The organism is Allobosea sp. 47.2.35 (genome assembly GCF_024655635.1).
Lineage (GTDB): Bacteria > Pseudomonadota > Alphaproteobacteria > Rhizobiales > Beijerinckiaceae > Allobosea.
This window is the reverse complement of record NZ_JANLGI010000001.1, coordinates 296,320-308,579: the sequence shown is the minus strand read 5'-3', so window position 1 is coordinate 308,579 and position 12,260 is coordinate 296,320. Positions and strand designations below refer to the sequence as shown.

13 protein-coding genes are annotated in these 12,260 nt (G+C 66.5%); 4 read left to right on the top strand and 9 right to left on the bottom strand.

All coding sequences use genetic code 11. From position 1 onward, the window contains the following. The first annotated feature begins 132 nt into the window (after positions 1-132). Positions 133-753 carry a 50S ribosomal protein L25/general stress protein Ctc gene (locus tag NUV79_RS01545; protein ID WP_257731314.1) on the top strand — a complete coding sequence of 207 codons (621 nt, stop codon included), beginning with the start codon at positions 133-135 and terminating at the stop codon, positions 751-753. A gap of 154 nt (positions 754-907) precedes the next feature. Next, a complete protein-coding gene (pth, locus tag NUV79_RS01540) occupies positions 908-1,522 on the top strand; it encodes an aminoacyl-tRNA hydrolase (protein ID WP_257731313.1) in 615 nt (204 codons plus the stop codon). 6 nt (positions 1,523-1,528) lie between these two features. On the opposite strand, the gene NUV79_RS01535 is transcribed toward pth, so the two are convergent. After that, entirely contained in the window at positions 1,529-2,134 is a 606-nt protein-coding gene (locus tag NUV79_RS01535) for a single stranded DNA-binding domain-containing protein (protein ID WP_257731312.1), read from the bottom strand. A gap of 209 nt (positions 2,135-2,343) precedes the next feature. Between NUV79_RS01535 and ychF the strand changes: the two genes are divergently transcribed. Together ychF and NUV79_RS01525 are read left to right on the top strand one after the other, a co-directional pair. Beyond that, the gene (ychF, locus tag NUV79_RS01530) at positions 2,344-3,441 is read left to right on the top strand and encodes a redox-regulated ATPase YchF (RefSeq protein ID WP_257731311.1); all 1,098 of its coding nucleotides are present in this window, start codon (positions 2,344-2,346) and stop codon (positions 3,439-3,441) included. 11 nt (positions 3,442-3,452) lie between these two features. Continuing rightward, positions 3,453-4,466: a MaoC family dehydratase gene (locus tag NUV79_RS01525; RefSeq protein WP_257731310.1), complete on the top strand. Its 1,014-nt coding sequence runs from the start codon at positions 3,453-3,455 to the stop codon at positions 4,464-4,466. Positions 4,467-4,468: 2 nt separating this feature from the next. Here NUV79_RS01525 and NUV79_RS01520 read toward each other — a convergent pair whose 3' ends face one another. From NUV79_RS01520 to petA, 8 genes are all read right to left on the bottom strand, one after another. Further along, positions 4,469-5,776, bottom strand: a complete 1,308-nt coding sequence (locus tag NUV79_RS01520) for a sensor domain-containing diguanylate cyclase (protein WP_257731309.1) — start codon at positions 5,774-5,776, stop codon at positions 4,469-4,471. Between the two features lie 53 nt (positions 5,777-5,829). After that, positions 5,830-6,474, bottom strand: a complete 645-nt coding sequence (locus NUV79_RS01515; protein WP_257731308.1) for a class II aldolase/adducin family protein — start codon at positions 6,472-6,474, stop codon at positions 5,830-5,832. Then, positions 6,471-7,580 carry an S-methyl-5-thioribose-1-phosphate isomerase gene (gene mtnA / locus NUV79_RS01510; RefSeq protein ID WP_257731307.1) on the bottom strand — a complete coding sequence of 370 codons (1,110 nt, stop codon included), beginning with the start codon at positions 7,578-7,580 and terminating at the stop codon, positions 6,471-6,473. The genes NUV79_RS01515 and mtnA overlap by 4 nt, the downstream gene beginning before the upstream one ends. A 6-nt stretch (positions 7,581-7,586) precedes the next feature. Then, entirely contained in the window at positions 7,587-8,114 is a 528-nt protein-coding gene (locus tag NUV79_RS01505; RefSeq protein ID WP_257731306.1) for an adenine phosphoribosyltransferase, read from the bottom strand. A gap of 71 nt (positions 8,115-8,185) precedes the next feature. Further along, positions 8,186-9,064 (bottom strand): S-methyl-5'-thioadenosine phosphorylase, encoded by an 879-nt coding sequence (locus tag NUV79_RS01500; protein WP_257731305.1) that lies wholly within the window; start codon positions 9,062-9,064, stop codon positions 8,186-8,188. Between the two features lie 235 nt (positions 9,065-9,299). Continuing rightward, complete coding sequence (locus tag NUV79_RS01495) at positions 9,300-10,178, bottom strand: cytochrome c1 (protein WP_257731304.1); 879 nt, start codon at positions 10,176-10,178, stop codon at positions 9,300-9,302. A gap of 7 nt (positions 10,179-10,185) precedes the next feature. Beyond that, the gene (locus NUV79_RS01490; RefSeq protein ID WP_257731303.1) at positions 10,186-11,469 is read right to left on the bottom strand and encodes a cytochrome b; all 1,284 of its coding nucleotides are present in this window, start codon (positions 11,467-11,469) and stop codon (positions 10,186-10,188) included. Between the two features lie 53 nt (positions 11,470-11,522). Next, complete coding sequence (petA, locus tag NUV79_RS01485; RefSeq protein WP_257731302.1) at positions 11,523-12,071, bottom strand: ubiquinol-cytochrome c reductase iron-sulfur subunit; 549 nt, start codon at positions 12,069-12,071, stop codon at positions 11,523-11,525. Positions 12,072-12,260: the final 189 nt, after the last annotated feature.

Below are 12,260 nucleotides of genomic sequence, written 5' to 3'. Positions count from 1 at the left end.
CGGGCTTGAGATCGCGGCGGTTTTCGCCTATGAGCACCCCTGCGTTCGGCTGACACCCTTGGAGGCTCTGAACGCGCCAGCCCATGGCCGCCACGAGGCGGCCTTGTCATTTACAAGTCAAGGACATCCAACATGACCGCCGTGAAGCAAATCGAGGCTTCGGCGCGCGCACAGGTCGGCAAGGGGGCCGCTCGTGCTGTTCGCCGCCAGGGCCAGACGCCTGCCGTGATTTATGGTGGGGGCGCTGCTCCCGAAGCCATCGCGCTCGACGCCAACAAGACCCGCCAGCTGATTTTCGGCGGCCACTTCCTGACCACGATCTTCGAGATCAGCGTAGCCGGTAAGAAGCAGCGCGTCATTCCGCGCGATTACCAGCTCGACCCTGTCAAGGATTTCCCGATCCATGTCGACTTCCTGCGCGTCGCCAAGGGCCAGACCGTCACGGTCCAGGTTCCGGTGCACGTCGTCGGTCAGGACAAGAGCCCGGGCGTCAAGGCCGGCGGCCTCGTCCAGATCGTCGAGCACGCCCTCGAAGTCACTGTCGAGCCCGACAGCATTCCGGAATCGATCGACGTTTCGGTCGCCGGCCTGAACATCGGCGACTCCGTCCATGCCGACGCGATCAAGCTCCCGGCCGGTGCCAAGCTCTCGGTCGGCGCTGAAGCCACGATCGTCACGGTCTCCGCGCCGACCGTCGAGGCCGAGCCGGCCGCCGACGCGGCCGCCGAAGCTTCGACCGAAGCCAAGGCCTGATGAAACGGCGCCAGCCGGCGCCGCTTCCATCCTGGAACGATCACGAGACGGCCGGGCCAGCCCCGGCCGTTTTGCTATGGCATCGGACCGAAAAGTGGTTTCCGGTTTTCGGACCAATCCGATGCTGAACTGACACGCCTGCCGGAGTCCCGCCATGCTGATCTTCGCCGGCCTCGGCAATCCCGGCGCGCGCTATGCCCGCAACCGGCACAATATCGGCTTCATGGCCGTCGATGAGATCGCGCGCCTGCATCGCGCCTCGCCTTGGCGCGCCCGCTTCCAGGCCGAAGCCTGCGAGGCGACGATCGGGGCTGAGAAGGTCATCCTGCTCAAGCCGCAGACCTATATGAACGAGTCGGGTCGCTCGATCGGCGAGGCCGCGCGCTTCTTCAAGATCGCGCCGGCCGATGTCGTCGTCTTCCATGACGAGCTCGACCTCGCGCCGGCCAAGCTGCGCGTGAAGCTCGGCGGCGGCAATGCCGGGCATAACGGCCTGCGCTCGACGACGGCCGCCATCGGCAACGACTATCGCCGGGTTCGCATGGGTATCGGCCATCCCGGCGACAAGGCACTGGTCCATGCCTACGTGCTCAACGATTTCGGCAAGCCCGAGCAGCCCTGGGTCGAGGATCTCTGCACGGCCTGCGCCGACCATGCCGCCCTGCTCTCGGCCCATGACGACACCGGCTTCCAGAACAAGGTGCATCTCTTCATGGATGCGCGCGGCCACGCCGCCGTGAAGCGCCTCGGCGAGAAGAGCGACGGCTGATTTCGCTCAGAGCGGCAGCTTCGCGCCCGCCTTCGCCACCGTCACCCGGCTCGTGCTGAAGCTGCCATCGGCCTGCCGGCTCGCCGTCATCGCAACCTGCGCGCCGGGCTTGAGTTCGCTCGCCTCCGCCGGCGCCGCCATCAGGATCGTCGCCTCCGACGTGATCGCGACCTTCTGCTCGCCGCCGGGATAGCTCAGCACGAGATTGGCGCCGTCGACCTTGGAGACCGTCTCCGCCACCGTCGCATTGGTCATGGTCGCGTCCGGCAGCACGCCCCAGGGCCGATGCCCCTCACCCGTGCCGCGCATCGCCTCCGGGAAGATCACGACCTGCACGGCCAACAGAGTGCCGTCGGGTTGCGGCTTGGCGCCGACGCCGATGAAGCTGCCCTTGGCGATATCGGAGGTCTTCGCAGCCACCATGCCGCCGACCGAGAAGCCCGGCGCGAGCGCGACCTTGATCTCCCGCCCGTCCGCGGCCTTGAGCTCCAGCGTCGCGCCTTCCATCCGCTCGACCGTGCCGCGCAACCGCGTTCCCGGCGCCTGGGCGACGGCCACGCCGCCGGCAAAGGCAACGATCGACAGGGCGAGCGCGAGGCGAATGCGGTTCATGGCGAGGCTCCGAACGATGCGGGCAGGCATACCGACCGATCCAGCACCCGCGCCTGCCACACCGCCATGCACGTTCGCGTGAAGGGCACAGCCGCCATAAGGCCCGCGGCACTTGTCTTTATCGCGCAAGCCCCCCAATAAGGCCGCAACTTTCAAAGCTTCACGCCCGGCCGCGGCTGATCCGCCACGGGCAACGGAACAGGCGATCCATGGGTTTCAAATGCGGTATCGTCGGCCTGCCGAATGTCGGCAAGTCGACCCTCTTCAACGCGCTGACGCAGACGGCCGCGGCGCAGGCCGCGAATTACCCGTTCTGCACGATCGAGCCGAATGTCGGTGACGTCGCCGTGCCCGACGAGCGGCTGGAGAAACTCGCCGCTATCGCCGGCTCCAAGGAGATCATCCCGACGCGATTGACCTTCGTCGATATCGCCGGCCTCGTGCGCGGCGCTTCACGCGGCGAAGGGCTCGGCAACCAGTTCCTCGCCAATATCCGCGAATGCGACGCCATCGCCCATGTCGTGCGCTGCTTCGAGGATGGCGACATCACCCATGTCGAGGGCAAGGTCTCGCCGGTCGACGATATCGAGACGATCGAGACCGAGCTGATGCTCGCCGATCTCGACAGCCTCGAGAAGCGCGTGCTGCCGCTGGAGAAGAAGGCGAAGTCCGGCGACAAGGAGGCCAAGGAAGCGGTCGACCTGATGAACCGCTGCCTCACCCTGCTGCGCGACGGCAAGCCCGCCCGCCTCGTCCAGCTTTCGGCAGAAGAACGTCGCCCGTTCGAATTGCTCGGACTGCTGTCGTCGAAGCCTGTGCTCTATGTCTGCAATGTCGAGGAAGCCAGCGCCGACAACGGCAACAGCTTCTCCGAGCTGGTCAAGAAGCGCGCCGCCGAGGAGGGCGCCGTCGCTGTCGTCGTCTCTGCCAAGATCGAGAGCGAGATCGCCGTCCTCCCGGCCGAGGAGCAGACCGAGTATCTGGAAGCCGTCGGCCTCGACGAACCTGGTCTGAACCGCGTCATTCGCGCCGGCTACGCCCTGCTCCATCTCGTCACCTATTTCACGGTCGGCCCCAAGGAGGCCCGCGCCTGGACGATCGAGAAGGGCACCAAGGGGCCGCAGGCCGCGGGCGTGATCCATACCGATTTCGAGAAGGGCTATATCCGCGCCGAGACCATCGCCTACGAGGACTACATCGCCAACAAGGGCGAGTCCGGAGCGCGCGAAGCCGGCAAGTTCCGGCTCGAAGGCAAGGAATACGTCGTCGCCGATGGTGACGTGCTGCATTTCCGCTTCGCGAACTGAGAAAGCCGGCGATGTCGTATTTCGAGGATTTCGTTCCAGGTCAGAGCGCACGCTCGCGCAGCCTCGACGTCTCGCAGGACGATATCGTCGCCTTCGCCTCGCGCTATGACGCGCAGGATTTTCATGTCGATCCCGAAGCCGCCAAGGCGAGCTTCGTCGGCCGCCTGATCGGCTCGGGCTGGCATAGCTGCTCGCTGCTGATGCGCCTGATGGCGGAGGATTTCCTGCTCGACGCCGCCAGCATGGGCGCGCCGGGCATCGACGAGGTGAAATGGCTGCGCCCGCTCCTGCCGGGCGACAGCGTCAGCGCGCGCCGCACCGTGCTGGAGACCAAGGCCTCGCGCTCGCGCCCGGAGATGGGCCTCGTTCGCTTCAAGCTTGAGCTGCTGAACCAGCGCGACGAACCGATCCTGGAACAGACCAACTGGATCATGTTCGGCCGCAAGGGCTCCGGCATCGGCACGCACCCGGCCGGCCCCTGGCTCGACCATGCGCCGATCTATGAGCGCCCGCTCGTCGAAAGCCCGCTGGAAAACCCGGCCGAACCACCCGGCCCGCCGCGCTTCTTCGAAGAGCTTTCAATCGGCGACAGCCACGAGCTCGGCAGCTTCGTCTTCACCCCCGAGGAGATCGTCGCCTTCGCCCGCAGCTTCGATCCGCAGCCGTTCCACATGGACGAGGCGGCGGCGCGCAACAGTTCGTTCGGCAGGCTGGCTGCCTCCGGCTGGCATACGGCCGCTGTCTGGATGGCCTGCATGGTCCAGCATCGCAGGCGCCAGCTCGCGGCCGCATCGGACCGCCCCGCACGTCTCGGCCCCTCCCCCGGCTTCAGGAACCTGCGCTGGACGAAACCTGTCTTCGCCGGGGATCGCATCACCTACCGCTCAGAGGTGATCGACAAGCGCGAAAGCGCTTCGCGCCCGCAATGGGGCCTGTTCTTCCACCGCAACACCGGCACGAACCAGCACGGCGAAGAGGTCTTCAGCTTCGACGGCTGCGTTTTCGTCGAGCGTAAGCCGAGCTGAGCTCAGCCCGCTTTCAGACCTGCCGCTGCCGGCAAATGCGCGATCTCGATCCGGTCGCGGCCATTGCGCTTGGCGGCGTAGAGCGCCGCGTCGGCATGAGCATAGAGCGCATCGCCATCGAGCGGCCCATGCCCGCAGCATAGCCCGATCGACACTGTCGCAGCCCGCAACTGCGCATCGACCGCCCGCCAGGGCGCCTGCGCCAGCGCCTGCCGGATCGCCTCCGCGACCGCCATCGCCTCGCCCGGTGTCGCATCCGCTATCAGCACGCCGAATTCCTCGCCACCGAGCCGTGCGACCAAACGTGCGCTGCCGGTCGGCGGCCCGGCGATGATCTGCGCCACCAGACGCAGGCAGGTATCGCCCGCGACATGGCCGAACTGGTCGTTGATCGCCTTGAAATGATCGACGTCGACGATCAGCAGCGCCAGCGCCTGCGGACGCGCCGCTTCGCTCGCGAGGCACTCGATGAAGCGGCGGCGATTGGCGAGCCCGGTCAGCCCGTCCGTCTGAGCGAGCTTCACCAGCTCGGCATTGGCCTCGCGCAGGGCATCCTGCGCGCTGATCAGCGCGGCCTGCTGGCGCTTCGCCGCCGTCGTATCGGCATGGATGAAGCAGCTCAGGCCTTCCAGCGTGTGCCGGGCGACGACGCGCCGCCAGCGCTGGCCCGGCAATTCGATCTCGAAGGGCGCCCCGTCATAGCGCAGACCGTTGAGGATGCTGGCGCGCAGGCCCGCGACAGCCGAGACGCCGCGCCAGCACTCGTTGACAATCTCATCGAACTTCAACCCGACGACCAGGGTATCCGCCGGAATGTCGTAGAGATCCCGGAAGGCATCGTTGGTGGCGATGATCCGGTCCTCGCTATCGAGGAGCATGGCGCCATCGGGAATGAAGCGCAGCGCCTCGAAAGCCGGCAGCAGCGCCTCGGCGCCTGCTCCCGCACGGCGGGGCGCCTCGAGCATCTGCCACATCCTGACACGGCCACCACAGGGCGCCAGCAGCGAGGTCGCGCGCAGCCGCCGGCCGTTATGCAGGAATTCGAAGGCCTGCGTCTGGTGCTCGTGCCGCGCCATGCCCTCGGCGATGTAGCGGTCGATGTCGTGCATCTCCTCGGGCGCGAGCCTGAGCGTGTAGAAGCGCCGGAGGTTCTCGATATAGGGCTCGCCGGGATAGATCAGCCCGTCGTCTTCCGGGAAGAAATGCAGGAACGTGCGGTTCCAGCCGACGGCACGATGCTCCGCATCGTACTCGCAGACGCCGACCGACAGTACATCGAATGACTCGTGCAGGTAGCGCGAAACGATCATGCGCCACCCTATGGTGGTAGTATTTAACGGAGCGTAAGACGATTGGGCTCAGGTCAACCGACCTTGCCGTAGCCCGCGAATTTGGCGCCGACGCGCTCCATCTCGGCTGCGTCGAGGATGACCGGCTCGATCCCCGCCGCCAGGATATCGAGATACTGCCCCGCGAGGTTTTCGACCTCCGCGACGATGGTATGCGCGCCCGCCAGCGTCTGGCCGAGCGCGATGACGCCATGGTTGGCCAGCAGCACGGCCTTGCGCCCCTCCAGTGCCTTCACGGCGTTCTCGGCCAGCTCCGGCGTGCCGAAAGTAGCGTAATCGGCGCAGCGCACATCGGCGCCGCCGCAGAGCGCGACCATGTAGTGGAAGGCCGGGATGCCGCGCCGCGTGGAGGACAGGGCCGTGGCCCGTGGCGAATGGGTATGGACGATCGCCTGCGCGTCCAGGCGCGCCTTGTAGATCGCGACATGGAAGGGCCATTCCGAGGATGGCTTGCGGCTACCATTCAGCACCGTGCCGTCAAGCCCGAGATGGATCAGGTCTTCCGGCTTCGTCTGCGCATAAGGCAGGCCCGAGGGCGTGATCAGCAGGCCGTCGCCGAAACGCGCGGAGACATTGCCGGATTTCGACGGGCAGAACCCCGCCCGGTCGATCGCCTGCGCGACCGCGACGATTTCCTGGCGCAGTTCCTGTTCGATCATGTCTTGTCCCTGTTCGCCAGATCGGGGAAGAGCCGCGCGAGGCCGTCAGCGCTGGCCGTGCAGACGCCGCGCTCGGTGATCAGCCCCGTGACGAGCCGCGCCGGCGTCACGTCGAAGGCGGGATTGGCCGCGCCGCTCCCCAGCGCGACGACGCGCACGGTCCTGACCTCGCCGTCATCGGCGAGCCCCGAGAGATGCGTCACCTCGCGCGCCGCGCGCTCCTCGATCGGGATATCGGCGAGGCCATCGCGGATGCTCCAGTCGATCGTCGGCGAGGGCAACGCCACATAGAAGGGCACGCCATTGTCATGCGCGGCGAGCGCCTTGAGATAGGTTCCGATCTTGTTGGCGACATCGCCGGAAGCCGTCGTCCGGTCGGTTCCGACGATCACCATATCGACCTGCCCGCGCTGCATCAGGTGCCCGCCGGCATTGTCGGTGATCACCGTATGCGGCACGCCATGGGCGCCGAGTTCATAGGCCGTCAATGCCGTGCCCTGGTTGCGCGGCCTGGTCTCGTCGACCCAGACATGGACGGGAATGCCGGCATCATGGGCAAGGTAGATCGGAGCCAGCGCCGTTCCCCAGTCCACAGTGGCGATCCAGCCGGCATTGCAATGGGTGAGGATGTTGACCGGCGCGCCCGCGGGCTTCCGCGCCGCGATCTCCGCGATCAAGGACAGGCCGTGCTCGCCGATCGATCGGCACAGCGCGACATCCTCGTCGCAAATCGCGGCGGCCTCGGCATAGGCGGCCGCGATGCGGGCCTCCGGAGATAGGGGAGCCAGGGCACCGCGCATCCGTGCCAGCGCCCAGTGCAGATTGACGGCGGTCGGCCGTGTCGCGCCAAGCAGCTGGAGTGCAGCTTCCAGCGCTGCGTCGGAAGCATCCGCTCGCATGGCCAGCGCCACGCCATAGGCAGCCGTCGCGCCGATCAGAGGGGCGCCGCGCACGACCATGCTGCGGATCGCATCCGCCGCCTGTTCGGCCGAGCCGAGCGCCACGGTCTCGAAGCGGAAAGGCAAACGCGTCTGGTCGATCACCACGACGCGCCAACCATCCTGCGCGAGCCAGATCGTCCGGTAGTGCTGGCCATTGATCTTCATGGTCGCTCAGTCGCCCGCGAAGGAGACCAGCGTCCGCACGGGCACGCCGAGCCGCCGGATCTTGTCGGCGCCGCCGAGCTCCGGCAGATCGACGATGAAGCAGGCCGCCACGACCTCGGCGCCGAGCCCTGCGAGCAGGTTGACCGCGGCTTCCGCCGTGCCACCGGTCGCGACGAGATCGTCGACCAGCAGGACGCGCTCGCCCGGCTGCACCGCGTCGCGATGGATCTCGATCTCGTCGGTACCGTATTCGAGCGCATAGGTCGCGCGCAGCGTCTCCAGCGGCAGCTTGCCCTTCTTGCGGACCGGAATGAACCCGGCCGAAAGCTGGTGCGCAACCGCCCCGCCCAGGATGAAGCCCCGCGCCTCGATCCCCGCGATCTTGGCGATCTTCAGACCCGCGAAGGGCTGCACCAACTCATCGACGGCACGACGGAAAGCCCGCGCATCGCCGAGCAACGTGGTGATGTCGCGGAAGACGATGCCGGGCCGGGGATAATCCGGGATCGCGCGGATGCTGTCGGCGAGGTTCATGGACACCGTCTCGGAAACTAAGGCGGTCGCCTTGGTCGGACGCCGGGCCGGCTTCGTCAAGGGCGCCGACATCACGCCGCCTTGAGCACACGCCCAGCGACGGCATCGAGCTTCGCCAGCAGGGCCGGATCGCGGAAGGCCGGCGCCGTCACGATGGCGTTGTCGAGCGCGTTGTGGGAGCCAGCCGGACACGGCTCGCGCTGCGTCGGGAAATCGGCGGCGAGCCGCGCCACGAGGCGCCGCGCCTTGTCGGCATTCTCGTGCAGCACGGCAATGACCGAAGCGACATCGACGGCGCCATGGAGCTCATGCCAGCAGTCGTAATCGGTCACCATCGCGACCGTCGCATAGGTGATCTCGGCTTCCCGGGCGAGCTTGGCCTCAGGCATCGCCGTCATGCCGATCAGGTCGTAGCCGAGACCGCGATAGGTCGTGGATTCGGCATAGGTGGAGAATTGCGGGCCTTCCATCGTGACCAGCGTGCCGCCGCGCACGAAGGGCAGTTCCTCCGCTTGCGCCGCCGCCGCGATCCGAGCCTGCAGGGCCGGGCCGACCGGATGGGCGACCGAGACGTGGGCGACGCAGCCCTTGCCGAAGAAGGAGTTCTCGCGCCGGCTCGTCCGGTCGACGAACTGGTCGACCAACACGAACAGGCCGGGATAGAGCTCGGCCTTGTAGGAGCCGCAGGCCGAGAGCGAGACGAGATCGGTCACGCCCGCCCGCTTCAGCACGTCGATATTGGCGCGGTAGTTGATCTCGGAAGGCGGGATCGAATGGCCGCGACCATGACGCGGCAGGAAGACGATCTTGGTCTGACCGATCCGGCCGATTCGCAGTACGTCCGAAGGCTCGCCCCAGGGGCTTTCGATGCGCTCCTCGCGCAGGTCGGTCAGGCCCGGCAGATCGTAGATGCCCGATCCGCCGATGATTCCGAGAACGGCTTCGCTCATGGTCGATTCCCTGTTTCGGCGCGGAAAGGACCACCTTTCGATGACGGTCGCAATACGCCCGGCAGGATGCCGTCATGCTCGCGCTTGACCCGCGCGCCTCCCGCCGGCGGAAGCTCCGGGACTTTGCCCTGCTAGAGCTTCTCGGATCTGCGCTTCGCTTCGTTCGAGAGTGACGGATGCCATAACGAAAAAGGCCCCGTCACCGGGGCCTTTCCTGAAACGATATCCAGCCGGATCAGTGAGCCGGCGAGCCGTCCGGCATGCGCGACCACACCTTCTTCTTGGTGTAGTAGAGCAGCCCCGCGAAGATCACGAGGAAGAGCATCACCTGCAGGCCGATGCGCTTGCGCGCCTCGAGATGCGGCTCCGCCATCCACATCATGAAGGCGGTGACGTCGCGGGAATACTGGTCGACGGTCTCCGGCACCGGCGACTTGCCGTCCGGGCCCTTCGGATACTCGACCTGACCATCGGCGAGCGGCTTCGGCATCGCGATCAGGTGGCCGGGCATGTAGCGGTTGTAGTTCTGCCCCGGCAGCAGGGTCACGCCCGCCGGCGGGTCCTCGTAGCCGGTCAGCAGGGCATGGATATAGTCCGGCCCCTGCTCCTGATACTGCGTGAAGATGTCGAAGATGAAGGTCGGGAAGCCGCGGGTATAGGTCCGCGCCTTGGCCAGCACCGAGAAGTCCGGCGGATAGGCACCGCCCTGGGCCGCGCGTGCCGCCTGCTCGTTGGCGAACGGCGACGGGAAGCGGTCGGCCGGACGGCCGGGCCGGTCGAACATCTCGCCGGCGTCGTTCGGGCCATCCTTGATTTGGTAGGTCGCGGCAAGCGCAGCGACCTGGCCCTGCGTGAACTCGGGGCCGCCGGGCTGCGACAGGTTGCGGAAGGCGACCAGGCTCGCGCCATGGCAGCTCGCGCAGACCTCCTTGTAGACCTTGAAACCGCGCTGCAGCTGGGCCCGGTCGAACTTGCCGAACGGCCCGGAGAACGACCAGGTCAGCTGCGGCGGCTTCGGGCCGGCTTCGGCGGCCTGCGCCGCCGGCTGGATCAGCGCCAGCGAGAGGGCAGCTGTGAGCCCGGTCAGGGCGAGACGAAACGAGATTCTGCTCATGGTTCCGTCAGCCCTTGACGTTCGGTTCGGCAGCGGTAGCGGCCGCGACGCCGGCCGCCGACCCGCCCTTGGCGGAAGCAAGCACGGAGTCTGCGATCGAGGTCGGCAGCGCCTTCGGCCGCTCGAACAGGCCGACGACGAAGAGCGCCACGAAGAAGCCGAAATACAGCACGGTGAAAATCTGCGAGGCGATGACGTAGCCGCCCTCCGCCGGCATGGCGCCGAGATAGCCGAGGCCGATGCAGACCACGACGAAGGCCCAGAACAGCTGGCGCCCGATCGGCCGGTAGCTCATCGACTTGACCTTGGAGGTATCGAGCCAGGGCAGGAAGGCGAGCACGACGATGGCCGCGCCCATAGCCAGCACGCCGCCGAGCTTGTCGGGAATGGCGCGCAGGATCGCGTAGAACGGCAGGAAGTACCATTCCGGAACGATGTGGGCAGGAGTCGAGGCCGGGTTCGCCGGAATGTAGTTGTCGGCATGGCCCATGAAGTTCGGCTGGTAGAACACGAACCAGGAGAACAGGATCATGAACACGACCATGCCGAAGATGTCCTTCACGGTCGCATAGGGCGTGAACGGCACGGTGTCCTTCTGGACGTTCTTCACCTCGACGCCGGTCGGGTTGTTCTGCCCGACGACATGCAGCGCCCAGATGTGCAGCACAACGACGCCGAAGATCATGAACGGCAGCAGGTAATGCAGCGAGAAGAAGCGGTTCAGCGTCGGGTTGTCGACCGAGTAGCCGCCCCACAGATAGGTGACGATCGTCTCGCCGATCACAGGCAGCGCCGAGAACAGGTTGGTGATGACGGTCGCGCCCCAGAAGGACATCTGGCCCCAGGGCAGGACGTAGCCCATGAAGGCGGTGGCCATCATCAGCAGGAAGATGACGACGCCGAGAATCCAGAGCACCTCGCGCGGCGCCTTGTACGAGCCATAATAAAGCCCGCGGAAGATGTGCACGTAGACGGCGATGAAGAACATCGAGGCGCCGTTCGAGTGCAGGTAGCGCAGGAGCCAGCCGTAGTTCACGTCGCGCATGATGTGCTCGACGGAGTTGAATGCCATCGACGCATGCGGGGTGTAGTGCATCACCAGGATGATGCCGGTGATGATCTGCGCCACCAGCATGAACACGAGGATGCCACCGAAGGTCCACAGGTAGTTCAGGTTGCGCGGGACCGGATAGGACACCGCCGAGTCATGCGCGAGGCGGATGATCGGCAGGCGCGCGTCGAGCCAGCGCTCGATACCGGTCTTCGGGACGTAGGAACTGTGACCACTCATGAAGAATGCCTCAAGGCTGTCTCATCTTGGCGGGAAAGCGTCGAGCGCATGGCTCAGCCGATCCGGATCTTGGTGTCGCCGTTGAAGGCGTAGGGCGGCACCGGCAGGTTGAGCGGTGCCGGGCCCTTGCGGATGCGGCCGGAGGAATCGTAGTGCGAGCCGTGGCAGGGGCAGAACCAGCCGTCGTAGTCGCCCTTCGATTCGCCGGGCGCGGTGCCCAGCGGGATGCAGCCGAGATGGGTGCAGTTGCCGAAGATCACGAGGAACTGCTCGTGGCCTGCCTTGGTGCGCTGGGCATCCGTCTGCGGGTCGCGCAGCGTGGCGACATCGACCGCCTTGGCCTCCTCGATCTCCTTCTTGGTGCGATGGCGCACGAAGATCGGCTTGCCGCGCCAGAACAGCTTGATCGCCTGACCTTCGGCGATCGGGGTCAGGTCGACATCGACCGGGGCGCCGGCGGCGACCGTCTGCGCGTCGGGCGCGAGCTGGCTGATCAGCGGGATGACAAGTGCGCCGACACCCACCGCACCTGCGGCGCCGGTAGCGAGCATCAGGAAGTCGCGGCGGGTTGTTCCGGTCGATGTATCGGTCGCGTGCGCCACGATCCAATCCTCTTACACGTCTTGCGAGCTGGAACAGCTCGAAATTATCGCCTCTCGCCCTCATAGGGGCGCGCCGCTGCCGCCGCAATGCGGCGGTGCGTCACCTTCGGCTCTTTGACATGCAGATTGGACGAAGTCTACTGTCTGGAACGCCCCGGCCATGCATGGCGCACAGTCCTTCGGCGTAGA